This window comes from Paractinoplanes deccanensis, assembly GCF_016862115.1.
Classification (GTDB): Bacteria; Actinomycetota; Actinomycetes; order Mycobacteriales; family Micromonosporaceae; genus Actinoplanes; species Actinoplanes deccanensis.
The window spans coordinates 44,686-67,838 of sequence record NZ_BOMI01000185.1 but is presented as its reverse complement, the minus strand read 5'-3'; the positions used below and the strand labels follow the sequence as shown (position 1 = coordinate 67,838).

General features: G+C 72.5%; 20 protein-coding genes. 9 read left to right on the top strand and 11 right to left on the bottom strand.

Features of this window, described 5'->3' with window-relative positions; genetic code table 11:
• Positions 1–21 precede the first annotated feature (21 nt).
• From Ade02nite_RS43515 to Ade02nite_RS43490, 6 genes are read right to left on the bottom strand one after another with little or no spacing between them, the layout of a single operon-like run.
• On the bottom strand, positions 22–2,328 hold the full coding sequence (locus Ade02nite_RS43515; RefSeq protein ID WP_203776972.1) for a hypothetical protein: 2,307 nt from the start codon (positions 2,326–2,328) through the stop codon (positions 22–24).
• A gap of 51 nt (positions 2,329–2,379) precedes the next feature.
• Entirely contained in the window at positions 2,380–3,573 is a 1,194-nt protein-coding gene (locus Ade02nite_RS43510) for an acyl-CoA reductase (RefSeq protein WP_203776970.1), read from the bottom strand.
• Positions 3,570–4,604 (bottom strand): LuxE/PaaK family acyltransferase, encoded by a 1,035-nt coding sequence (locus Ade02nite_RS43505; RefSeq protein WP_203776968.1) that lies wholly within the window; start codon positions 4,602–4,604, stop codon positions 3,570–3,572. Before Ade02nite_RS43505 ends, Ade02nite_RS43510 begins: the two co-directional genes overlap by 4 nt.
• On the bottom strand, positions 4,601–5,830 hold the full coding sequence (locus Ade02nite_RS43500) for an AMP-binding protein (protein WP_239169479.1): 1,230 nt from the start codon (positions 5,828–5,830) through the stop codon (positions 4,601–4,603). The genes Ade02nite_RS43505 and Ade02nite_RS43500 overlap by 4 nt, the downstream gene beginning before the upstream one ends.
• Positions 5,827–6,564 (bottom strand): SDR family NAD(P)-dependent oxidoreductase, encoded by a 738-nt coding sequence (locus Ade02nite_RS43495; protein ID WP_203776966.1) that lies wholly within the window; start codon positions 6,562–6,564, stop codon positions 5,827–5,829. Before Ade02nite_RS43495 ends, Ade02nite_RS43500 begins: the two co-directional genes overlap by 4 nt.
• The gene (locus Ade02nite_RS43490) at positions 6,557–6,802 is read right to left on the bottom strand and encodes an acyl carrier protein (RefSeq protein ID WP_097328818.1); all 246 of its coding nucleotides are present in this window, start codon (positions 6,800–6,802) and stop codon (positions 6,557–6,559) included. The genes Ade02nite_RS43495 and Ade02nite_RS43490 overlap by 8 nt, the downstream gene beginning before the upstream one ends.
• Before the next feature lie 191 nt (positions 6,803–6,993).
• Here Ade02nite_RS43490 and pseB point away from each other — a divergent pair, with 191 nt between their 5' ends.
• The 6 genes from pseB to Ade02nite_RS43460 are packed head-to-tail and all read left to right on the top strand — an operon-like array spanning position 6,994 to position 13,221.
• Positions 6,994–7,974: a UDP-N-acetylglucosamine 4,6-dehydratase (inverting) gene (gene pseB / locus Ade02nite_RS43485; protein WP_239169478.1), complete on the top strand. Its 981-nt coding sequence runs from the start codon at positions 6,994–6,996 to the stop codon at positions 7,972–7,974.
• Complete coding sequence (locus tag Ade02nite_RS43480) at positions 7,974–9,098, top strand: DegT/DnrJ/EryC1/StrS family aminotransferase (RefSeq protein WP_203776964.1); 1,125 nt, start codon at positions 7,974–7,976, stop codon at positions 9,096–9,098. Before pseB ends, Ade02nite_RS43480 begins: the two co-directional genes overlap by 1 nt.
• 4 nt (positions 9,099–9,102) lie before the next feature.
• Positions 9,103–9,930: a hypothetical protein gene (locus tag Ade02nite_RS43475; RefSeq protein WP_203776962.1), complete on the top strand. Its 828-nt coding sequence runs from the start codon at positions 9,103–9,105 to the stop codon at positions 9,928–9,930.
• Positions 9,930–11,471 (top strand): class I SAM-dependent methyltransferase, encoded by a 1,542-nt coding sequence (locus tag Ade02nite_RS43470; protein ID WP_239169485.1) that lies wholly within the window; start codon positions 9,930–9,932, stop codon positions 11,469–11,471. The genes Ade02nite_RS43475 and Ade02nite_RS43470 overlap by 1 nt, the downstream gene beginning before the upstream one ends.
• Entirely contained in the window at positions 11,468–12,193 is a 726-nt protein-coding gene (locus Ade02nite_RS43465; RefSeq protein ID WP_203776958.1) for a cytidylyltransferase domain-containing protein, read from the top strand. Before Ade02nite_RS43470 ends, Ade02nite_RS43465 begins: the two co-directional genes overlap by 4 nt.
• 2 nt (positions 12,194–12,195) lie before the next feature.
• Positions 12,196–13,221, top strand: coding sequence for a PseG/SpsG family protein (locus tag Ade02nite_RS43460; RefSeq protein ID WP_203776956.1), 1,026 nt, complete (start codon positions 12,196–12,198; stop codon positions 13,219–13,221).
• Here the strand turns inward: Ade02nite_RS43460 and Ade02nite_RS43455 are convergent.
• From Ade02nite_RS43455 to Ade02nite_RS43445, 3 genes are all read right to left on the bottom strand, one after another.
• A complete protein-coding gene (locus tag Ade02nite_RS43455; protein ID WP_203776953.1) occupies positions 13,199–14,212 on the bottom strand; it encodes an NADPH:quinone reductase in 1,014 nt (337 codons plus the stop codon). The genes Ade02nite_RS43460 and Ade02nite_RS43455 overlap by 23 nt on opposite strands.
• A gap of 133 nt (positions 14,213–14,345) precedes the next feature.
• Positions 14,346–15,635, bottom strand: coding sequence for a type II toxin-antitoxin system HipA family toxin (locus Ade02nite_RS43450; protein ID WP_203776951.1), 1,290 nt, complete (start codon positions 15,633–15,635; stop codon positions 14,346–14,348).
• Complete coding sequence (locus tag Ade02nite_RS43445; RefSeq protein ID WP_203776949.1) at positions 15,632–15,895, bottom strand: helix-turn-helix domain-containing protein; 264 nt, start codon at positions 15,893–15,895, stop codon at positions 15,632–15,634. Before Ade02nite_RS43445 ends, Ade02nite_RS43450 begins: the two co-directional genes overlap by 4 nt.
• A 129-nt stretch (positions 15,896–16,024) precedes the next feature.
• Here Ade02nite_RS43445 and Ade02nite_RS43440 point away from each other — a divergent pair, with 129 nt between their 5' ends.
• Together Ade02nite_RS43440 and Ade02nite_RS43435 are read left to right on the top strand one after the other, a co-directional pair.
• The gene (locus Ade02nite_RS43440; protein WP_239169477.1) at positions 16,025–16,462 is read left to right on the top strand and encodes a response regulator transcription factor; all 438 of its coding nucleotides are present in this window, start codon (positions 16,025–16,027) and stop codon (positions 16,460–16,462) included.
• A 40-nt stretch (positions 16,463–16,502) separates the two neighbouring features.
• Complete coding sequence (locus Ade02nite_RS43435) at positions 16,503–17,987, top strand: MFS transporter (protein WP_203776945.1); 1,485 nt, start codon at positions 16,503–16,505, stop codon at positions 17,985–17,987.
• Here Ade02nite_RS43435 and Ade02nite_RS43430 read toward each other — a convergent pair.
• Both Ade02nite_RS43430 and Ade02nite_RS43425 read right to left on the bottom strand, forming a co-directional pair.
• Positions 17,971–19,002, bottom strand: a complete 1,032-nt coding sequence (locus Ade02nite_RS43430) for a S66 family peptidase (RefSeq protein ID WP_203776943.1) — start codon at positions 19,000–19,002, stop codon at positions 17,971–17,973. The two genes, Ade02nite_RS43435 and Ade02nite_RS43430, sit on opposite strands and share 17 nt — an antisense overlap.
• Positions 19,003–19,016: 14 nt before the next feature.
• A complete protein-coding gene (locus Ade02nite_RS43425) occupies positions 19,017–19,640 on the bottom strand; it encodes a helix-turn-helix transcriptional regulator (RefSeq protein ID WP_203776941.1) in 624 nt (207 codons plus the stop codon).
• A gap of 240 nt (positions 19,641–19,880) precedes the next feature.
• On the opposite strand from Ade02nite_RS43425, the gene Ade02nite_RS43420 reads away from it, so the two are divergent.
• Positions 19,881–23,138 (top strand): ATP-binding protein, encoded by a 3,258-nt coding sequence (locus Ade02nite_RS43420; protein ID WP_203776939.1) that lies wholly within the window; start codon positions 19,881–19,883, stop codon positions 23,136–23,138.
• Positions 23,139–23,153: the final 15 nt, after the last annotated feature.

Sequence of the window (23,153 nt, the reverse complement as noted above, 5' to 3'; positions counted from 1 at the left end):
ATGGTAGGGCTGGCCCTACCGTCACGGTAGTTGATAAATGCTCACCGGCCCGGATCGATAGCGCAGCGTCGCCACGGCGGACAGGTGCGGCGAGACGCCCCCGGCGGCACGTTCGTCACCGAAGAGCCATGTCACGTGGTACCGGCGGCGCAGCTCGGCCACGTCCTCGGGCCGGCCCCACGCGAAGACGCGCTGGTTGAGCTGGAACGCCGCCTGGTCGGGAGCGGGCTGGTACATGTACCGCTTGCCGTTCACGCCGTCGGCGGCGACGGCCGCGTCGGTGTAGCCCCAGCTCTCGACGAGGGTGCGGCGGCCGCCCAGCCCGGCGACCCAGAACGCCCGGGCGTCGCAGTCCGGCACGCCGCTGATCGGGCGGCAGTGCACGTTGGTGGCGACGAGGTCGTAGCGGCCGGCGTGATGGTCGAGCCAGGCGGCGGCCGCCATCTCCTCCGGCAGGATCACCGTGCGCTGCTGCGCGGCGCGGTGCGGCGCGTTCTGCCACCTGATCGCGCCCGCGACCTCGCGAGCCTGCTGCACGGCGCCGCCCGCGACGCCGGCCGTCAGCACCGCCGCGATCAGCGCGGGGAACAGCGCCCGCCACGCGACCCGGCCGGTGCGGCGCCACCACAGCAACAGCGCGGCCACGGCCACCACGGCGGCGACCGCGGCGGTCAGCAGCAGCGGCTCGGCCAGCGCCCGCAGCCAGCCCGCCTGCGTCGGCGGCCGGGGCGGCGACACCCGCGGGGCGATCACGGCCCACAGCCCGCCGGCGATCGCGCCGGCCACCACCGGGCGCAGGCTGCGCGCCTGGTCGGCGAGGAGCCAGGCGGTGAGCACCGTGCCGAACGGCACCGCGCAGAGGAAGAAGTAGTTCTGGCTGGCCGACGGGTGCCACAGCAGGAAGGCGGCGCCCGCCCCCGCGCAGATCATGCCGGCCAGCAGCCACGCGGCCGGTTCGCGGCGGGTGCGGCCGAGGCCGACCGCGGCCACCCCGAGCAGGCGCGGCGCCTGCATCACGGCCCACCAGACGAGCAGCCCGGCCAGGAAGGCGCCGCCGGCCAGGCCCGCGTGCTCCACCCCGTACTGGACCTCGATGGTGTCCTCGCGGCCGAGGGTCTGCCGATAGGGCGCCACCCAGTAGAGGATCGCCAGCGGCTGGAACGCGAGCGTGCCGGCGCCGCCGCCCGCGAAGAGCCGGAAGCCCACCACCACCGCGGCCAGCACCAGGCCGAAGAGCCCCAGCACGGGCAGCAGCCGCCGCCGCTCGCGGATCAGCACGATCAACAGGGCCGCGGCCAGCCCCGCGAGGAACGGCGGCAGGGCGCTGGACTTCGACCCGGCGACGGCCAGGGCGAGCGGGAAGACCAGCAGCCACCCCCAGCGCAGGGCGCGGCCGCGCAGCACGTCGACGGCGAAGAGGATCAGAAGACCGAGGAGCCCCAGCACGTACGTCTGCGAGGGGCTGACGTAGCTGATCGGGATGACGCCGATCGGGGTCACCGGGCTGCCGAGCAGCAGTGGGAAGCTGAGGATCGCCGCGACCCCGCCGCCCGCGCCGGCCCACCACCGGCCGCTGAGCTCGCGGGCCAGCGCGGCGCACACCAGCAACGCGACGCCGGCGACCGGCACGAACCAGAGGCGGAGCAGCACCACCGCCGGGTCGATGCCGGTGATCATGCTGCCGGCGGCGACGTCCGCGTCGGAGAGGTAGTGGTAATGCAACGCCTCGCCGGCCACCTGGGGCACCTGGAACGGCATCGCCCGGGTCATCTCGTGCACGAGCGCGAGGTGGTAGAGCAGGTCCTGGTAGGGCGCACCGCCGGCCGGCGGCAGCGGCGTGCGCACCCAGTCGGGATAGACCACGACGACCAGCAGGACCAGCCCGCCCGCCACGATCCACGACCAGAGCGCCGGCAGCGGCCGCGGGTCGCTCACCCGCCAGTGGCGGTGCAGGCGCGGCACGACCAGGAACGGCGCCACGATCAGCGCGGGCCACCACGGCAGCAGCGGGAAACGGTCGACCGCGGCCGCCAGCGCCCATCCGCCCAGCAACAGCAGCATGCCGGTGGCGGCGCCGAGGCCGAGGTCCTCCGGCAGGTTGCCCCGGCTGCCGCGCACCAGGCGGTGCACCAGCGTGCCGGGCAGCACCACGTCGAGGGCGAAGTAGGCCGCGTAGAGCGCGATGTCGTTGCCGGAGACGCCGGTGTCGAGCAGCGCGAACACCAGCGCCGCCGCCGGGAGGAGCCAGGGCAGCGCCCGGACCGGGGAAAAGCGGCGGGAACGAGTCGAGACCGCCGGGGGTCCGGCGGTCTCGAGAACAGCTGTCACACGGCGAGCGTAATCAGCCGGGCAAGGTCACGCGGCTGGACGTAGCGGCCGTCACTGGACGAGCGTCGTCAACCGGGTGAATTCGCGCGGCAGGTCGTAGCCGTCCCAGAGGGAGCCGAACGTGAGCGCCTGGCCGAACGGCACGATCCGGTCGACGCCGCGGCCGCCCAGCGCGAGGCCGAACTCGCGCAGCTCCTCGGCGCCGAAGCCGAAGTGGCTGAACGTCTGGTCCTGGCGGTTCATCGCCGGCACCAGGTCGAGCAGCGAGCCGACCTCGGCGAACGGGAACGCGCCCGCGCCGATCCAGCGCCGCGGCGCGTCCGGCACGGTGACCAGCGACATCGCGGTGACCGAGTTGGCCGGGAACTCCATCGAGGAGATCGCGCCGGTGGCCGCGAGGCCGTACGCGTTGACCCTCTTCTCGACCGCCATGGCGGCGTCGATCTCCCAGCCGCGCTGGCCGGAGACCTCGATCAGCAGCTCGATGAACTCCTCACGGACGTCCTGGGTCTGCTCACCGACGATGAACACGGTGCGCGGCGAGGAGCAGGCGGCCTGGTCGAACCAGTACGCGTCGTTGGTGAAGCCGACGACGGCCTCGCGCCGCTTGGCGGGCTCGGCGGCGCGCCAGCCGGCCGCCGACAGCGCCGCCCACGACGTGCGGTCGGGGAAGGTCAGGTCGCGCGCGGACGGGCGCAGCGGGTGCTTGCGGATCGCCTCGACCGTGTTGTCGCCGCCCCAGATGACCCGCAGGTCGGCCCACTTGCTCAGGGCACCGGTGATGGCGTCGTCGCGGCCGTAGGTGACCATCCGCTGGGTGCGGCCGATGATCGGGTCGGAGTCGGCGAGAACCTCGTTGAGCGCGCCCAGGATCGTGTCGGCGGCGGTGGCCGAGCGCTCCGAGATGCGCACCACGTTGTGGTTGCCGGCCAGCGCGGAGAGCGCCCACGAGTAGACGAAGATCGTGTCGACGTTCGCGGGCGGCACGTGGAAGACGTTGCCGCGCGGGAAGACCAGCGCGTCCTCGTGCTGCATGTGCTGGACGACGCGGTGCAGCTCGGCGGGGCGCAGGAAGAAGCCGAGCGAGCCCAGCTCCGGGTGACGCCGCGCGACGGCGGGCACGAGCAGCTTGCGGGCCAGCTTGGCCAGGAAGTCGACGACCCGCGGGTCACCGACGGCGAGCCGGTCCTCGGAGGGGGCGGTGAGGTCGCCCTCGGCGCCGAACCTGTACCTGATCGTGGTCACGCCGCCTCCCGGTAGGTGTCGGAGCAGCCGCGGGCCTCGGCCCGCGGGAGCCGGCCGAGCACCGAGAAGCGCTTGCCGGGCCAGTCGCCGTCGTCGATGCCGTGCACCACGCCGAGGTCCTCGGTGAGGATGATGTGCCCCGGGTACGAGGTGGGCAGCGTGCTGATCACCTCGATCAGGCCGGGCTCGCCGACGGGCTGCTCCTCCCACGTCTGCGGGTTGCGGATCACGATGTCGGCGAAGTCGGGGGCGTAGAGCGAGCCGCCGGACGGGCCCTCGAGGAAGACCGTGCCGATCTGCTCGATCATGCCGTAGTAGTTGTGCACCCGGGTCAGCCCCACGCCGGCCAGCCGGGCGCGGAACTCCTCGGGCGAGACGGCCTGGTCGATCAGCTTCTTCCAGCCGCCCGAGTGGATCAGGATGCCGTTGCTGAGGTCGAGGCCGTTGTCGCGGGCCACCTCGTAGAGGTGCAGCCAGACCAGGTAGGTGAAGCCGAAGATCAGGAACGGCTCGTCGCCGTACTTCTCCAGGAACTCCCGCAGGGCCGGGACGTCGACGTGGCCCTCGTTGTCGAGCGCCCAGACGTGGTTGCGCCCGAAGTTGGACATGCCGAGCACGCCGGCGCCGCGGGCGCTGAACGACTTGCGGTCCTTGAGCATGGCCTTGGTGTCGACCAGGATCATCGGCAGCCGCTTGGGGCCGAGCACGCTCTGCACCGTCGCGCCGAGGCGGCGGGTCTGCTCGGCGGCCGCCTCCTTGTCGAGGTAGATCTTGCTGACCTCGCCGGTGGTGCCGCTGGAGGTCAGCACCTTGTAGACCTCGTCGTCCGGGATGCTCTTGAGCTCGAGGTTCTTGAACAGCCGCACGGGCAGCCAGGGCAGCCCGGCGATCGAGGTCGCCGGCGTGTAGCCGGACGCGGCGAGGATCCGCTCGTACGGCTCGCACTTTTCCCGGTGGTGGTCGACCAGCGCGGAGAGCTCCTTGAGAAGGACCTCCTCCTTCGCGGCCTGCGGGAGGGTGAAGACACTCACAGCGACGACTCCAACGCCCGATAGTCGGTCTTGCCGTTGGGCAACAGCGGCAGCGCGTCAACACTACGCACGTTCACGCCGGTGAAGTGTGTCCCGAGCCACTCGGCGATCTTGGTGCGCAGGGTGCGGGCCTCCTCGTCCGAAATGCCCACCCCGAAGACCTCGAGCCTGTCGTCGCCGGCCACGGCCGCGACCGGGAAGTTCTTCTCGACGTCGTCGAGGTTGATCCGCACCCCGAAGACCTTGGCCATCCGCTTGATGCGGCCGGTGATGAACAGGAAGCCCTCGTCGTCGAGCCGGCCCAGGTCGCCGGTGCGCAGCACGCCGCCCTGCTCGTCGCCCTTGGCCAGGTCGGCGGCGGTGTCGGCGTAGCCCATCATCACGTTCGGGCCGTGGAAGACGACCTCGTCGTCCTCGATCGTGAAGTGCGAGCCGGGCAGCGCGAGGCCGACCGAGCCGAGCTTGTCGGCGAGCCGGTCCGGCGGCAGCGTCGTCATCCGCGGCGCGGCCTCGGTCTGGCCGTACATCACGTAGAGCCGGCCGCCGACGGATGCCATGCGCTGGGCGAAGTCGGTGACCAGCTCGGCACGCAGCCGGCCGCCGGCCTGGGTGAGATTGCGCAGCGTGGGGTATTTCGCGGGGTCGAAGCGCAGCCGGCGGAGCATCTCGTACTGCGACGGGACGAACGCCATCGAGGTGACGCCGTGCTCGACCGCGGCCTTCCAGAAGTCGCGCTGCATGATGCCGGTGCGCTCCAGCACGACGGTGGCGCCACGCAGCAGGTGCGAGTTCAGGACCGACATGCCGTACGAGTAGAAGAGCGGCAACGTGGTGATCGCTACCGACTCGGCGGTGATGTCGAGCACCTGCGCGATCTGCTCGGCGTTCGTCTCGACGGCGCTCGCCGAGAGCCGGACCAGCTTGGGGTTGCCGGTCGACCCGCTGGTGGTCAGCAGCAGCGCCAGATCGGGGTGCACGTCGGTCGTGCTGAACCGCTCGACCAGGTCGCCGTGGTCGCCGTCCGGGTCGAGAAGCACGACCGGACGGCCGAGCCGCAGCGCCGCCAGGTAGCGGGCGATCGACGCGACGGTCGTCTCGATCGGCAGGAAGACCACCCCGCCGGGCTCCTCGGCCAGGACGGCGGCCGCCGCCTCGATCATTTCCTCGGTCAGCGTCTCGCCGGTGACCGCGTCGACGACGCGGGCACCGGGGTGGAACAGGTTCACAGCTTGAGTCCTCCGTCGACCCCGATCACCTGACCGGTGACGAAGCGGGCCTGGTCGGAAAGAAGGAAGGCGATCACGTCGGCCACGTCCTCGGCCTCGCCGAGCCGCCGCAGCGCGGTGTCGCCGATGCGCTCCTCGCGGCCCTTCTCGTCGAGGGTGTCGAGCATGTCGGTCCGGATGAAGCCCGGCTCGACCGCGTTGACCCGGATGCCCTGCGGCCCGAGCTCCTTGGCCGCGGACCGCGCCAGGGCCGCCACGGCGCCCTTGGACGCGGAGTAGACGGCCTGCCCGGCGATCCCGCGGCTCGCGGTGATCGACGAGAGCAGGACGACGGCCGGGTCCTTGCCGCGGGCGAGCAGCCGGGCGGCGCCGCGCAGGGTGTAGACGGCGCCGGCCGCGTTCACCGCGAAGAGTCGCTCGATGGTGGCGTCGTCGGTCATGCCGAGCATGCCGGCGGCGTGCGTGCCGGCGTTGACCACCAGCGCGTCCAGGCGCTTGAAGCTCTGGAACGCCAGCTGGATCAGGGCCTTGCTGGTCGCCGGGTCGGCGATGTCACCGTGCGCGTGCAGCGCGGTGACGCCGAACTTCTCGCTCAGCTCGGCCGCGACCGCGGCCACCGCGTCGGCGCCGTGGCCGTGCAGGACCAGGTCGTAGCCGCGCTCCGCCAGCTTGGTGGCGGTCGCCTTGCCGATGCCACGGGAGGCGCCTGTGACCAGGGCCGCCCGGTCACTCATTGAAGTTGATCCCGTACTTACCGAGGATGCTGATCGCTTCCTGGAAGCTCGACATGTTGATGACGTCGTCTGTGTCAATCATCACCGAGAACTCGTCCTCGATGGTGGCCACCAGCGACATGTGAGCGAGCGAGTCCCACTTCTCGTTGTCCTGGTACCGCAGGTCGTCCACGGGGGCGTCCGCCGGAAGGTCCAGTGCGGTGCGGAACGCCTCGCGCAGTCTCTGCAGTTCGCTCACGGGGTAACTCCAAGGGGGCTGTGGACAGAGGATTCTAAAACTGACTGTGGCCCATGAAGGCCGGGCCAATGCTAGCTGAACACAGGGTGAACTACGGTGATCGTTTGAGCTTGCGCCACGAATCGGCTGGTCGGATGGTTATGCTTCCGGCTCGTACCGCGTCCTTGTCCCACCCCCCGGGAGAAAATCAAGTGTCTGTACTCAGCGGATCGTCGATCCTGGTCACCGGTGCCACCGGTTCCTTCGGCAAGGCGTTCCTCAACTACGCCCTGACCCACCTCGACCCGCACCGGATCGTCGTGTTCTCCCGGGACGAGCTGAAGCAGTACGAGCTGCGGCAGATGTTCAACGATGACCCGCGGCTGCGCTTCTTCCTGGGCGACATCCGGGACAAGGCGCGCCTGGAGCGCGCGATGCACGGCGTCGACTACGTGGTGCACGCGGCCGCGCTCAAGCAGGTCGACACCGCGGAGTACAACCCGTCGGAGTTCGTCGAGACCAACATCAACGGCTCGCAGAACGTGATCGACGCCGCGATCGACAAGGGCGTCAAGAAGGTCGTCGCGCTCTCCACCGACAAGGCGTCGAGCCCGATCAACCTGTACGGCGCCACCAAGCTGGTCGCCGACAAGCTCTTCATCGCCGGCAACCACTACGCGGCGACCCACCCGACCCGCCTCTCGGTGGTTCGTTACGGAAACGTTATGGGCAGCCGCGGCTCGGTCGTCCCGCTGTTCCGCCGCCTCGCCGCCGAGGGCAAGAGCCTGCCGATCACCGACAAGCGGATGACCCGCTTCTGGATCACGCTCCCCCAGGCCGTGAAGTTCGTCGTCGACTCGTTCGACGTCATGCAGGGCGGCGAGCTCTACGTGCCGCGCATCCCGAGCATGCGCATCCTCGACCTGGTCGAGGCCGTCGCGCCCGACTCGGCGACCCACGAGGTCGGCGTGCGCCCGGGCGAGAAGCTGCACGAGGAGATGATCGCGGCCGACGACAGCCGCCGCACGCTGCGCTTCCCCGACCGCTACGTGGTGCAGCCGGTCGTGGCGAGCTGGGGCTACGAGACCCCGGCCGGCGGCGAGGAAGTCCAGGACGGCTTCAACTACCGCTCGGACAACAACGACCTCTGGCTCTCGGTCGAGGACATGCGCGCCCTCCTCGAGGAGAACTGATGCTGCCCTACGGGCGGCAGTCGATCGACGAGTCCGACGCCGAGGCGGTCGTCGCCGCCCTCGGCAGCGACTGGCTGACGACGGGTCCGCGCGTCGCGCAGTTCGAGGCGGACATCGAGGCCGCGGCGGGCGCGCCCGCCGTCACGGTCACCAACGGCACGACGGCGCTGCACACGGCGTACGCGGCGGCCGGGGTCGGCGCGGGCGACGAGGTGGTCACCACCCCGATGACCTTCGTGGCCACGGCCTCCACCGCCATGATGCTCGGCGCCAAGGTCGTCTTCGCCGACATCGAGGACGACACCGCCAACATCGACCCGGCCTCGGTCGAGTCGCTGGTCACCGCCAAGACCAAGGCGATCGCCGCCGTCGACTACGCCGGCCACCCCGCCGACTACGACGCCCTCCGCAAGATCTCGGAGAGCGCGGGCGCGGTGCTGATCGGCGACGCCGCTCACTCGATCGGGTCGAGTTTCCACGGCCGGCCGGTGGGCACGCTCGCCGACCTGACCACCTTCTCGTTCTTCCCGACGAAGAACCTCACCACGGCCGAGGGCGGCGCCGTCGCCTCGATCCGGCCCGACCTGCTGGAGCGTGCCCGCACGTTCCACAACGTCGGCATGGTGAAGGACCCGGCCAAGCTGCGCCGGCCCGACGAGGGCGGCTGGTTCTACGAGGTGCACGAGCTCGGCCTCAACTACCGCCTGCCCGACATCCTCTGCGCCCTCGGCAGCTCCCAGCTCAAGCGGCTGGGCGCGTTCAAGGCCCGCCGGCAGGAGCTCACCGCGCGCTACGACGAGCTGCTCGCCGACGTGCCCGGGCTGCGGCTGCCGACCCAGCGCGAGGGCGTCGACCCGCTGCGTCACCTCTACCCCGTCCGGGTGCTCGACGGCCGCCGCCGCGAGGTGTACGACCGGCTGCGCGAGGCCGGCATCGGCGTGCAGGTCAACTACATCCCGGTCTACTGGCACCCGGCCTTCGAGGAGCTTGGCTACCGCCGTGGGATGTGCCCCGTCGCCGAGTCCTTCTACGCTGAAGAGCTATCGTTGCCGCTCTTCGTCGACCTCAGCGATGCCGACCAGGACCGAGTCGTCGAGGCGCTGCGGACCATCCTCGGGAGCTAGACGGGTGCACCACGCCAACCACTTCTACGGCCACGCGCACATCCTCGCGGAATACTGCGGTCTCGATCCCGAGAACCCGCCCCGCATCGACGGCTATGTGCAGCACGGCTGGAACGTGGTGGACGGGCTCGGCTTCGGCACGCCGTACGTGCCGGGCCGGCCCATCCTCGTCTATTCCGAGCGCACCCGGCGGCGGGCCTGGTCGATGGGGCGCCGGCAGGCCACGGTCATCGGCGCGCCCTTCCTCTACCTGCTGACCATGCGCCCCGAGGACCCGGACGCCCCGCCGCGCGAGGGCACGATCTTCTATCCGTTCCACGGGTGGGAGAACCAGCAGGTGCTCGGCGACCACCAGCGGCAGGTCGAGGAGATCCTCGAGACCGAGCAGGGCGCCGTCACCTTCTGCCTCTACTGGAACGAGTTCCGCAACGACAAGGTCCGGGCGTCGTACGAGCAGTACGGCCGGGTCATCTGCCACGGCTACCGCGGCAAGCAGTGGCGCGACACCGACCGCCACTTCCTCGACAAGCAGCTCGCCGAGCTGCGCCGGCACAAGCGCGTCGCGTCCAACAGGCTGAGCAGTGCGATCTTCCACGGCGTCGCGGCGGGCTGCGAGCCGGCCGTCTACGGCGACCCGATGCACCTCGACAAGGAAGATCTGCCGATGGCCGCCCGGATCCGCCGCGAGTGGCCCGAGCTGCACGGCAAGCATCTCGACATGGCGGTGGCCCGCCCGTCCGCGCTCGCCGAGCTGGGCGACGGCTACCTCGCCTCCCCGGCGGAGCTCCGGGCGATCCTCGGGTGGACCGCGAAGGCTAGGGTGCCCGCGTGATGGAAATGGTAGGCGGTGAGATGCCCTCCTTCACCGAGGACAGGCCCCGCGCCGGCGGCGCCCTCTTCGGACATCTCGCCGCGCACCTGCCCGCGGGCGCCGAGGTGCTGGTCGCGGGGCCGCACGACGACGCGCTGATCGACGCGCTCGCCGGCCGCGCCACCGTGACCTGCCTGCTCCGCTCCCAGCCCGAGGCCATCGAGCTGGAGGCCCGCGGCGTCCGCGTGCTCTGCGGCACGCTCCCCAAGGTCACCGAGGCCGAGCGGTACGACGTCGTCGTGGCCCTCGACGGCCTCGGCCGGCTCTGCTCGGTCGAGGGACCCCAGCTCGACTGGGCCGAGAGCCTCCAGGCGCTCAAGCGCCTCCTGCGCCCCGGCGGCACCCTGCTGCTCGCCGTCGAGAACGAGCTGGGCGTGCACAAGCTCGTCGACCCGTCGTCCACCACCTCGGCGCAGGACGACAGCGCGTGGCGGCCGCTCGGCGAGTTCGACACCAAGCCGGGCAACCCGGGCCGCCTCGCCGCCCGGCTCTCCGCCGAGGGCCTGGCGATCGACTGGCTCGGCGCGGCCTGGCCGTCGCCCGAGGCGCCGACGCTGATCGCCACGCCCAACGCCCTGCACGACGGGCCGGCCGACGCGCTCGCCGCCGTCACCGCGAGCGCCACCGCGCGGGCGTACGCGGGCCGGCCGGTCCTGAGCGATCCCCGCCGGCTGGCCGCGGCCGCCGTGCGCGGCGGCCTGGGGCCCGAGCTGGCCGCCGCCTGGATCGTCGCCGCCCACCGCGCGCCGCGCCCCGCCGCCGTGCTGAGCCTGCCGCCGGTGCTGCTCACCGCACCCGTCGCGAGTCGCGACGCCGGCGAAGGCCCGGCCGCGGCCGACGGCGCGGTGATCGGGCTGGCGCCCGGCCGTGACGGCGCGTGGACCCGCCGTGTACTCCACGAAGTCCCTGGTCACGACCTCTCCGCGCTCGACGGGCCGCTGCCGCGAGGACGGCTGCTGGAGGAGTTGCTTCTGGCCGCCTGCCTGCGGGACGATCTTCCGATCGTGCGGCGGCTGCTCACCGGCTGGGCCTCCGCGCTGCCGGACGCCACCGCCGACAACGTGGTGGTGCACCGGGACACCTACACAGTGCTCGACCCGAGCGTCCCGCCGCAGGCCGACGTGATCCGGCGGTTCGCGGAGACCCTGCTCGGCGGCGGCTACGCACACCCGTGGCCCGCCGCCACCGACGTACGGACCCTCACCACGATCCTGCACGGCGCCGCGGGCCTGCCCGACGACGTCCCGCCCGGCGAGGATCCTCCGCCGCCCGACGCGCGCCGGGAGCACGAGGAACAGATCCGGGCGCTGCGCCGGCAACTGGCCGACGCCGCCTCCCGCGCCCAGTGGTACGAGCGCGAGCTCGACCGCCGGGACTCCGAACTTCGCAAGGCCCGCATGCAGATCGCGGCCTTCAGCGGCTCCGTGGGCTTCCGGGTTGCGAAGCTCGGATACGGGGTAGCCCGCAAGGCTCGCAATCGCCTTCGAAAAGGACTTTCATGACAACCCTCGGCATCATCCAGGCCCGGATGGGCTCCTCCCGGTTGCCCGGCAAGGTGCTGCGCAAGCTCGGCAGCCGCACCGTGCTGGAGCGGGTGGTCCTGGCCGCCCGGCAGAGCGGTGTGCTCGACGAGCTCGTCGTGGCCACCACCACCGAGCCGGACGACGACGCCGTGGCCGCGGAGTGCGCCGAGCTCGGCGTGCCCTGCTACCGCGGCTCCGTCGACGATGTCCTGGAGCGCTTCCTCGGCGTGCTCGACGAGCACGAGAGCGACGTCGTGCTGCGCTTCACCGCCGACTCGCCGCTGCTCGACCCCGAGCTGATCGCCCGCGCCTACCGGGTCTTCATGGCCGCCGAGGCCGACTACATGACCACGTCGATCGTCAAGACGCTGCCGCGCGGCCTCGACGTCGAGGTGGTCCGCACCCCGGTCCTGCGCGAGATCGACGCGCTCGCCACCGAGCACCACCGCACCCACGTGACGTCGTACATCTACACCCACTCCGAGCAGTACGACGTGATCGGGCTGACCATGCAGCCCGACCTGTCCCACCTGCGGCTCACCCTCGACACCGAGGACGACTGGAAGCTGATCGAGGCGATCGTCCAGCACTTCGGCGACGAGCCCATCTCGGTGCGCAAGCTCACCGACTGGCTCGCCGGCCGGCCGGACCTCACCGAGCTCAACGCGCACGTCCTCCAGAAGGCCCTGGTGCAGGCGTAGCGGTGACGATCGTCGGTATTCGCTGCGACGCCGGTGCCCGCACCGGCGTCGGGCATCTGGTTCGCTGTGTGGCGCTCGCCGAGGAGCTGGTGGCGCGCGGTGTGGGCGTCCGGTTCCTCAGCGACCTCGGCGGGGTGGAGTGGGCCGAGGCCCAGCTCACCCAGCGCGGGCTGCCCTGGCATCCGGCGCCGCTCGACCCGGTCGGCCTGGTGGCCGCGACCGAGCGGCTCCAGCTCGACGCGCTGGTCGTCGACTCCTACACGCTGCCGCCGCAGCACACGATCGAGGTGCGCAGGACCGGCCTGCCGGTGCTCGCCATCGTCGACGGCGACTTCCGCGGTCAGTCGGCGGACATCTACGTCGACCAGAACCTCGACGCGGTCATCGACGTCGAGGACGCGATCGGCCTGGCCGGCCTCGACTACGCGCTGTTGCGGGGGTCGGTGCGGCAGCTGCGGCCGCTCGCGCCGCCGGTGCACACCTCCGGCCGTACGCCCAAGGTCGTGGCCTTCTTCGGCGGCACCGACGCCTACCGGGCGGCGCCGGCGATCGCGGACCTGCTCGCCCGTACGGCGGTGCCGTTCGACGCCACGATCATCGGGGCGAACGAGGAGCTGCGGAGCGAACTGCACAAGATCGTTCCCGGTGAGGGGCAGCGCTTCGACATCATCGCGCCCACCGACGACCTGCCGAAGCTGCTCGCCGGCGCCGACCTGGCGGTGAGCGCCAGCGGCACGTCGACGTGGGAGCTGCTCTGCCTCGGCCTGCCGGCGGCGCTGGTCTGGGTCGTGGACAACCAGATCCTCGGCTACGACCGGACGCTCGCCCGCGGTTACGCGGCGGGCATCGGCCGGCTCGGGCACTTCGGCCCCGACGCGGTGGAGACCCTGCGGACGCTGCTCACCGACCCGGACCTGCGCACCTCGCTGGCGCGCAAGGCCTGGGCGGCGGTCGACGGCCAGGGCGTCGCCCGGGTGGCCGACGCCCTGCTGGAGGCGGCCGCGGTCAGGGCCGCGTCACCTCGATGACGACCTTGCCGACGGCGTGGCGCTCGACGGCCTCGTGCGCCGCGCCGGCCTGCTCGAACGGGTAGCGCAGGATCGGCAGGCCCGCCTCCTCGCCCACCTTGAAGGCGCCGGAGTTGACCGCCTCCGCGACCGCGGCGACGGCGTTGTCCTTCTCCTCGTCGGTGGTCGTGTAGGTGAGCACGAAGTCGAGGCTGACGTTCTTGAGCATCGCCTTGAAGCTCGGGATCGTGACCTTGCCGCCGACGTAGATGGCGATGTTGCCGCCGGGCGCCACCACGTCGAGGTCCTGCGCCAGGTTGTCGGTGTTGACCTCGACGATGATGTTGGCACCGTCCGCGGCGAGCTCACCGACCCGCGCGACCACGTCCTCCTCGCGGTAGTTGACGACCGCGTCGGCACCGGCCGCCGTGGCGAGGTCGGCCTTCTCCTTGGACGAGACGGTGGTGAGCACGGTGGCGCCGGCCCACTTGGCGAGCTGGATCGCCGCGTTGCCGACCGCGCCCGCCCCGCCGGAGACCAGCACCGTGCGGCCCGCGAGCGCCCCGGGCGCCAGCCGCTCGGGCCCGTCGCTGGCCAGTGTGAGGCAGCGGTGCGCGGTGAGCGCCGGAATGCCCAGCGCCGCGCCGGCCTCGAACGGGACGTCGTCGTTCATCCGCACGACCTGCCGCCGCGGCAACACCACAAACTCCTGCGCGGTGCCGTTCGCCCGCCCATAGCCGGCGTCCCACACCCAGACCCGGTCGCCCGGCTCCAGCCCGGTCACCCCGTCGCCGACGGCGTCGACCACGCCCGCCCCATCCTGGTTGGGCACCCGAGGCGGCGACACCCCGTCCGGCACCCCCTTGCCGGCCCGCGTCCCGGTGTCGGTCGGATTGACCGCCGACAACACCACCCGAACCCGCACCTCCCCGGGCCCGGCGGGCGGCAGCTCCCGCTCCACGATCTTCAGGACGGACGCGGGACCCGGTTCCTCGAACACAGCAGCACGCATATCACCCACCCTAGAACGCGGGCCGCCTCACCGCCCCGCTTGCTCGGCCGGCCGCGCCCGCATCCACGACAGTGCTCGCGAGCATCGTGCGCCGGCGACCGCCCTGGCACCGCCGTGGCGCGCGCACATCGCTTCACGTCACGGTGAGCGCGTGGCGTGCGGCCGTGACGTGGTCCTGGACCTGGGCCACGAGGCGACCGGGCAGGGCGGAGGCCAGGGCGGTGACGGCGTCCGCGCTGGCCGCTTCGCGCAGGGCCTCGGGGAGGCGTGTGGCCAGGTCGTCGATCCGGGACAGGAGGCGGTCGGCGTCGAGTTTGTTGCGGTCGGCGAAGGCGCGCCAGTGGCGGCCGGTGATGGCCTCGACGCGGTACTCGGAGCCGATCTTCATGGCGAGCCGCAGACGGGGGCGGTACATGTCGTCGTACGGCAGGCTGCTCGCCACGTCGTAGAGGGGCGCAAGCCGCACCTGGCCCGGCGCAAGAAGGATCGAGTAGTTCTTGGCGTGGGCGTCCGTGCCGCCGAGCAGCCAGGTGAGCGCGAGCCCGTCGGCGAACCGCGCGATCTCGGCCTCGGCCACCGTGGGTGGCTCGATCACCCGGCGCAGGAGGGCGATGATCTGCTCCGGGGCCGGGCCGCCCTCACTCTGGTACTTGACGGTGGGTGGCACGCCCAGCGCCTGGCACATGTCCTCTTGGTGCAGCCGCAACACCGTGCCGTCGCCGCGCGGGAAGCGGTCGAAGCGCTCGACGACGATGGCCCGCTCGCCGGCGAAGGACGCCACGCGGGAGCCCGCGACCCGCAACCCCAGAATGCCGGCGGCTCGCAGGCACAGGTGCTCGTTGAGATCGTGGTCGTCGAAGCCGGCGATGGCGGGCTTGAGGATGTGGGTGGTCGGCGCCGCACCCGAGGGGTCGCCCCATCCGCGCTCCCGGTCGAAGTGCAGCGCCGTCTTGGCCTGCGTCCCGGCCAAACTGAACTGCCCGGTCCCGGCGAGATGCCAGGCCGCCGGGTCGCGCCGCAGGACACGAAGCCGGTCCGCGATGACATCGTCGTCCAGGGGTGTGATCGAGCCCTTGGCCGCGAGCATCGCCTCGACGCGCTCGGCCGTGACGAACTGGGCCGCGCCCGCGCAGTCCTCGCCGACGTGGGTGAGGAGCGCGAACGGGTTGCCCGCGGACACCTGGAAGTCGCGTGCCCACCGCTCGAGGACCCGCTCGTTGTCCGGCAGCAGGCCCTGGCAATATGCCCGCACGGGTTTGTCCGCATGGACCACGCCCGTGAACGGCATCGACAACGACAGCGGCATCGCCGCGGGCGAGTCGGCATAGTCGGCGTCGTAGACCAGGGTGAGGGCGCCACCCGCACCCTGGGCGAGCCGAGCGGCGGGGTTGCCGCCGAGCAGCACCGTCAGCGCGCCGGTCACGACGAGGCGCCCAGGGTGCCCAGGTAGGCGTCCAGGTCGAGGACGGGCTCGGGCCTGGGCCGCGCGTCGAGGAAGAAGCCGAGGGCGGCGATCACACGGAGGACGAGGCCGATCTCGGCGGTCGGCTTGCCGGCCTCGAGGGCGCAGAGCCAGCGACGGCTGACCTCGGCCCGGGAAGCGAGGTCGGTCTGGCTCAATCCGGCCGCCTTGCGGCGGTAGCGGATGAAAGAGCCGAGATCACTCGGGCTGTCCACTCTCATGGCGCCTCCTCTGAGCGCGTACGTGCTCAACCTAGCACTGCGCACGTGCGTGCACATCGGCGAAATGTGCACGATCGTGCACAGCCTAAGCGATGGGAATCACCGTCCGAACAACTCAGCGTGGCTACCGTGCTGATTGCCGACGACGACGCTGATCATCTGGAGCTCATGAGCCTGGCGCTGGAGCGCATAGGCCACACCGTCGTGCGGGTCCTGGACGCCGAGTCGGCGCGGGCCGTGCTGAAGGATGGCGGGATCGACGCCGCCCTGCTGGATGTGCGGATGCCCGGGGAGAGCGGCATCGACCTGTGCCGGCGGCTGCGCGAGCAGCCGGCCACCGCGTTCCTGCCGATCATGGTGATCAGCGCGGACGTGAACGACCAGCGGATCAGGATGGCGATGACCGCGGGCGCCGACGACTATCTGGAGAAGCCCTTCCGCCGCGGGGAGCTGTGCGCGCGGCTCGACAGCCTGTTGCGGCGCCGGCCCGGGGTGAGCAGGCCGCCCGCCGCGGCGTTGCCTTCGGTGCGCAAGACCGCGGCGACGCAGCGCCTGACAGTCACTTGACTGATCCCGGAGTCATCCGCCCGGAGATAGTGTCGGGCGCATGGATGGCTCCCTGGTGCGTTACAGCACGTCAGCCGGTCGGTGGGTGCTGCTGGCGACAGTGCTCGGCTCCAGCCTGGCCTTCATCGACTCGACTGTGGTCAACATCGCGCTGCCGGAGATCGGGCGGGACCTCGGCGCGGACGCCGCCGGTCTGCAGTGGACGATCAACGGCTACGCGCTGAGCCTCGCCGCGCTGATCCTGCTCGGCGGGTCGCTCGGCGACCGGTTCGGGCGCAAGCGCATCTTCATGCTGGGTGTGGCCTGGTTCGCGGTGGCGTCGCTGCTCTGCGGCCTGTCGCCGAACGTGGGCTGGCTGATCGCCGCCCGGATCCTCCAGGGCATCGGCGGCGCCCTGCTCACCCCGGGCTCGCTGGCGATCCTCGAGGCGTCGTTCGACCGCGAGGACCGGTCCAAGGCGATCGGCGCCTGGTCGGGCCTGAGCGGGGTCGGCGGCGCGCTCGGCCCGTTCATCGGCGGCTGGCTGGTCGGCATCGGCGACTGGCGCTACATCTTCTTCATCAACGTGCCGGTGGCCGTGGTCGTGCTGCTGGTCGCCGCCCGGCACGTGCCGGAGTCGCGCAACCCGCAGGCCACCGGCCGCATCGACGTCACCGGGGTGCTGACGGGTGCGATCGGTCTGGCCGGCCTGACGTACGGCTTCACCGCCTGGCCCATGCGCGGCGCGGGCGATCCCGTGGTGCTCGGCACGCTCGCGCTGGGTGTCGCCGGCCTGCTCGCCTTCGTGCTGGCCGAGCGCCGCTCGCGGCAGCCGATGATGCCGCTGCCGATCTTCCGCAACAAGGCGTTCAGCGGGGCAAACCTGGTCACCTTCCTGGTGTACGGGGCGAACGGCGGCGTCTTCTTCCTCTTCGTCATCAACCTTCAGGTCGTCGCGGACTTCTCGCCGCTGCTCGCCGGCACGGCCCTGCTGCCCTCGACCGTGCTGATGCTGCTCTTCTCGGCGCGTTCCGGCGCCCTCGGCCAGCGGATCGGCCCGCGCATCCCGATGACCGTGGGCCCGCTGGTGTGCGCGGTGGCGCTCATGATGATGTCCCGGATCGGCGCGGGCGCCGACTACTGGACGGGCGTGCTGCCCTCGGTGATCGTCTTCGGGGTCGGGCTGACCCTGCTCGTGGCGCCGCTGACGTCCACGGCGCTGGGCGCGCTCGACGACGCGTACGCGGGTATCGCCTCGGGGGTGAACAACGCGGTGGCGCGGGCCGCCGGCCTGCTGGCGGTGGCGGTGCTGCCCCTCGCCGCGGGCCTGGGCGGCGGCAGCCTGACGGACGCGGCGCAGCTGTCCCCGGTCTACCGCAACACGATGATGATCTGCGCGGCCCTGATGGTGGCCGGTGGCGTGCTGGCCTGGTTCCTGATCCCGAACAGGCTGCCCGCGCACACCCCGGTGAAGTCGTTCTGCGACCCGGGCGCGCCGCCGGTGCACCCGAGCCGCACGGCGCCGCCGGTCAGAAGTGGGCGATGATCCGGCGCGCCGGGCCGTCGACCGTCATGCGGCCACCGAAGGGCACGATCCACTGTGGCCCGGTGTGGCCGAACTCGGGGCCGAAGACCGCCATCGCCGAGGGGTTGTAGGTCTCCAGGGCGCGCAGCACGGCCGCCCGCTGGTCGTCGCGGAACCTGTCCCGGTCGGCGCGATCGGGCCGGTTGTTGCGGAAGCTGGCCTTCGCCGCCCCCATCAGGATCACCGGGAACTGTTCGAGGAGGCCGCGCTCGCCGGCGTTGCGCAGCATCTCGAAGACCGCGTCGGCCCCGGGCATCTCCTCCGAGGTCTCCAGCAGCAGGATCATCCCGGCGTAGGACGCGGACGGGAGGATCCAGCGGTTGGCGGCGAGGTTCCAGTGCAGGATCTCCAGGTTGCCGCCCCAGGCCGGCGCGGTGACCACCCGGTCGGCGTTGTGCCACACCCAGCCGGGGTTGGGCTCGGCCGGCGCCGCGTCGGTCAGCGCCCGCGGGTCGCCCCAGTCGATCTCCTCGTCGCGGAAGCCGGGCACCGGGGTGATCGGCAGGTCGACGGTCTCGAAGAGCGCCGCCCGCAGCGAGGCGAGATGTTCCGCGTCGATCGCCGGCCCGCGGGACAGGTGCACCATGGTGGACCCGCCGTGATAGCCGGCGACGCCGTGCATCCACAGCCAGTTGAGCATGTTGGTGTTGTCGGAGTAGCCGAAGTACGGCTTCGGGTCGGCCCGGAACGGCGCCGGGTCGAGGTGCGGGAGCACCGTGATCTGGTCGCTGCCGCCGATGGTGGCGAAGACGGCCCGGATCGACGGGTCGGCGTAGGCGGCCATCAGGTCGGCGGCCCGCTCGGCCGGTGTGCCCTGCTTGCGGGTGAAGGGAAACTCCACGGGCTCCAGCCCGAGATCCTCGCGGATGCGGCGCATGGCCTGCTCGTGCACGGCCGGGTAGACCTCCGGCCCGGCCCACGACGGCGAGACGACGGCGACGCGATCGCCCGGCTGAAGCTTGGGAGGGTTGTCCATGTACGGAGGCTCGTCTAGATCATCCCGGCTCGCAAGGCATATGCCACAGCGTGCGAGCGGTTGCGAAGCTTGAGCCGGTGGGTGACGCCGTAGATGACGTTCTTGACGGTCCGCTCCGAGTAGCAGAGCTTGCCGGCGATCTCGTTGGTGTCGAAGCCGTCCGCCATCAGCCGCAGCACGTCGATCTCGCGGGGGCTCAGCCCCGACGCGTTCAGCCCGCTGGGCGCGAGCACGTCGCGCTGCATGCGCTCGACGTGCTTGAGCAGCTCGCCGATCAGGTTGGGCGGCATCACGCCGCCTCCGGAGGCCGCGGCGCGCACGCTGTGCGCCAGCCGGTCGGCGTTGACCGCGGTGCGCGGCAGGATCGCCACCACCCGGCACTCGACGGCGGTGAGCAGCTCGCTCTCGTCGATCTCCTGCACCACGAGCACGACCGGCGCGGTCGTCTCGCCGGTGGCCCGGCGCAGGCCGGCCACCACCTCGGTGCTGAGCCGCTCGGCGGCCACCACGAGCACGTCGGCGTCGGCACGCTGGGTGTTGCGCAGGACGGTCAGGTCGCCCCGGAACTGGAGCAACGCGGCCAGTCCGGCGTGGCTGAGCGGATCTGTCGCCTGCACGGCTACCCGGATCTGTTCCATGGCTGCTCCTCCCGACCGCGCCGCCGCCCCAGCAGCGTGCAGCCAGTGTCGGAGAAGTGCCTTCAGGGAACCTTCACGGATCCTTCATCGGGCCGGGAAGGCCGATGGAACAGTTCAGCAGAGGGTTGCCGGAGGTGGGAAGCGCTCACCCCGAGGAGTGCCCGTCCGTGCTGTTTGTGTTATCCATTGACACCCGGCCCGTCTCCCTCGATGTTGACAGTCACCGACCCGGGAGGACACGTGGCGAGAGTCTTGCGCGTCTGCGTGCTCGGGCCGGTGCGCGCCTGGGTCGATGACGCCGAGGTCGATCTCGGGCCGGCGCGCCAGCGGGCGGTCTTCGCGGTGCTCGCCGCGCACGCCGGACGCACGGTCGGCCGCGACGAGCTGATCACCGCCACCTGGGGCGACTCGCCGCCGGCCACGGCGGTCGGCAGCGTCTACACCTATGTGTCCGGGCTGCGCCGCGCGCTGGGGCCCGAGACGCTGGGCACCGGATCGGGCGGCTATCGGCTGCGCGTCGAGCCGGACGATCTCGACTCGGCGCGGTTCCAGCGGCTGCGCGCCGCGGCGAGCGAGGCGCTGGCGCGGGGGGACGCCGCCACGGCGGTGGCCCGGCTGGACGAGGCGCTGGCGCTGTGGCGCGGCGACGCGTACGCCACGCTGGCCGGCCCGTTCCTCGAGCTCGACCGGCAGCGGCTGGCGGAGCTGCGGCTCGCCGCGGCGGAGCAGCGGGCCCGGCTGCGGCTCGAGGCCGGCGGCGACGACGGCCTGATCGCCGAGCTGACCGCGCTCGTGCACGATCATCCGCTGCACGAGCCGCTGCACGAGTTGCTGATGCGCGCGCTGCACGTGGCCGGCCGGCACGGCGAGGCGCTGGAGGTGTTCCGCACGGCCCGGCGCGTGCTCGTCGCGGAGCTCGGCATCGAGCCGGGTCCGGGCCTGCGCGCGGTGCAGCGGCAGGTGCTGGCCAACTCGGCCGAGCAGGCGATCGCGTCGCCGCCCGAGGGGCCGCGCGCCGGGCGCAGCACGGTCGTGCCCACGCCGATCGCCAAGGCGCTGCGGGACGGGCTCGCCGGGCGCTCCTGGGTGGGCCGGGTGGCCGAAATCGATCACCTTCGAAGCCTGGTGCGGGCGCTCGCGGCCGGTGTCGGTAACGCGGTCTGGATCTCCGGCGAGCCGGGGATCGGCAAGACCGAGCTGCTCACCCACGCCTTCGCCGACGCGGCCCGCGCCGGCTGCCGGGTGGCCTGGGGCGCCGCCGACCAGCTGGGCTCGCGCGTGCCCCTCCAAGTGCTGTTCCGCGCGCTGGGGCAGCCGCGCGACGAGGACGGCCCGGAGCCGGCGGACGACCAGATCGTCGCGGCCGTGCGCTCCGCGTGCGGCACCGCCCCGCTGATCCTGGTCGTCGACGACATGCAGTGGGCGGACAGCGCCACGGTGCGCGTGTGGGAGCGGCTGCTCGCCCTGGTGCCCCGGATGCCGCTGCTGCTGGTCGCCGCCGCCCGGCCGGACGCGCACCAGGCCGCGCTGCGCAACCGGGTGCGCGCCCGGCAGCGGATGCCGCTCGATCTCGGCCCGCTCGCCCCGCCCGAGCTCGACCGCCTGATCGGCGCGCTGGTCGGCGCCCCGCCCGGGCCTCACCTGCGCGCCCTGGCCGCGCGGTCCGGCGGCAACCCGCTCTTCGCCCGCGAGCTGGTCGAGGCGCTGCGCCAGCGGGACGCGGTGGAGATCGCCGGTGGCCGCGCCGACATCGGCCCGGACGTGACCGTCGACCCGCCGCAGACCCTGCTCGACGCGGTGCACGCGGCCCTCGACGTGCTGTCCGGCGAGACCCGCGAGGTGCTGCGGCTGGCCGCGCTGCTCGGCTCGGAGTTCTCGGTCAGCGAGGTCGTGGCGGTCACCGGGCGCTCGGCCCTCGACCTGGTGGGCGCGCTGGAGGAGGCGCTCGCCGCGAGCGTGCTGGTGGACAGCGGCACCGATCTGGCGTTCCGCCACCCGTTCCTGCGCCAGGCGCTGGTCGCGAGCGTGCCGGCGGCGCTGCGCGCGGGCCTGCACCGGCACGCGGCCGAGGTGCTCGCGGCCTGCGGTGCCCCGCTGACCCGGGTGGCCGAGCAGCTCAACGCGAGCGCGCCGGCGGTCGACACGTGGGTGCTGTCGTGGCTGGTCGAGCACCACGCCGAGGTGGTGCGCCGGGCGCCACAGATCGCCGGCGACCTGATCCGGCGCACCCTCGCGACCGACCTGCCCTCGCCGGAGCAGCGCGGGGTGCTGCTGGTGGCGCTGGTCCGGCTGGAGTTCCGGCGCGAGCGCTTCCCGATGACCGAGGCCGAGGAGGCGATGAGCCTCGCGAGCGATCCGGGCGACCGGGCCGAGATGCGCCAGCTGCTGGCGACCATGCGGCACCGCCGGGGCGAGGAGGCCGAGGCGGTCGCGATGCTGCGCGACGCGCTCGACGACGCCCGGGTGCCCGAGATCTGGCGGTCGCGCCACCGGGTGCTGCTCGCCAACTTCCGCCGCGGCGAGCTGGACGACCTCGACCGCGCCGAGGAGCGGGCCCGGCAGGTGTACGACGAGGCGGTCGCGGCGGGACAGCCGTACGAGACCGCGTTCGCCCTGCAGACCATCTGGCTGACCAGCTCCATCCGGCGCGACCACGAGCGGGCCCTGGAGCACGCCGACCGCGCGCTGGCCGTGGTGCGCGGCGAGTCGTCGCTCGCCTACGACCTGCTCGACAACCGGCTCTTCTCGCTGCAGAACCTGGACCGCCTCGAGGAGGCGCAGGAGACGCTGCGCAAGGCGGAGCAGCCGCTCCCCGCCGGCCTGCGGGTCACGGCGGCGGTGCAGGACTACTGGCTGGGCCGCTGGGACGAGGCGCTCGCCGAGGTGGGCGAGGTGAGCGGCGACATCACCTTCCACGGCCAGCGCGAGCCGGGCGCGATCACCATGCTGCTGCACGGCGTGGCCGCGCTGATCGCCCTGCATCGCGACGCGCAGGACCTGGCCGCCGCGCATCTGGGCGCCGCCGACGCCGTGCCGGCGAGCGAGGCCGAGCGCGAGAACTGCGACTTCCTGCTGGTCGCGCGGGCGCTGGCCGCCGAGCAGCGCGGCCGCCCCGACGAGGCCCTGGAGTGGCTCCAGCCCCTGCTCCAGCCGGCGTACGCCCCGATCATGCTGCGCCACCAGTGGCTGCCGGGCGTGGTGCGGCTGGCCCGCGCCCAGGGCCGCGCCGACATCGCCGAGCGCGCGGCCGCGATCTGTGCCGCCGAGGCCGACCGCGAGGTGCTGCCGGCCCGGGCCTACGCGGCGAACCTGCGCTGCCGGGCCCTGCTGTCCGGCGATCCCGCCCCCGCCCTGGCCGCGGCCGAGCACTACCGCAAGGTGGGCCGGGTCTTCGAGCTGGCTCAGGCGCTCGAGGAGGGCCGGCGGCCCGGCGAGGCCCGGCGCCTCTACGCGGCGATGTCGGCGCGCTGGGACTTCGCGCGCACCGTCTCATTCTGATCGTCTCGTACGCTG

Coding starts and splice junctions, on each gene's coding strand:
- Ade02nite_RS43495 (WP_203776966.1), bottom strand. CDS start 6,564: ATGAGTGACCGGGCGGCCCTGGTCACAGGCGCCTCCCGTGGCATCGGC.
- Ade02nite_RS43480 (WP_203776964.1), top strand. CDS start 7,974: ATGCTGCCCTACGGGCGGCAGTCGATCGACGAGTCCGACGCCGAGGCG.
- Ade02nite_RS43470 (WP_239169485.1), top strand. CDS start 9,930: ATGGAAATGGTAGGCGGTGAGATGCCCTCCTTCACCGAGGACAGGCCC.
- Ade02nite_RS43465 (WP_203776958.1), top strand. CDS start 11,468: ATGACAACCCTCGGCATCATCCAGGCCCGGATGGGCTCCTCCCGGTTG.
- Ade02nite_RS43455 (WP_203776953.1), bottom strand. CDS start 14,212: ATGCGTGCTGCTGTGTTCGAGGAACCGGGTCCCGCGTCCGTCCTGAAG.
- Ade02nite_RS43445 (WP_203776949.1), bottom strand. CDS start 15,895: ATGAGAGTGGACAGCCCGAGTGATCTCGGCTCTTTCATCCGCTACCGC.
- Ade02nite_RS43435 (WP_203776945.1), top strand. CDS start 16,503: ATGGATGGCTCCCTGGTGCGTTACAGCACGTCAGCCGGTCGGTGGGTG.
- Ade02nite_RS43430 (WP_203776943.1), bottom strand. CDS start 19,002: ATGGACAACCCTCCCAAGCTTCAGCCGGGCGATCGCGTCGCCGTCGTC.
- Ade02nite_RS43425 (WP_203776941.1), bottom strand. CDS start 19,640: ATGGAACAGATCCGGGTAGCCGTGCAGGCGACAGATCCGCTCAGCCAC.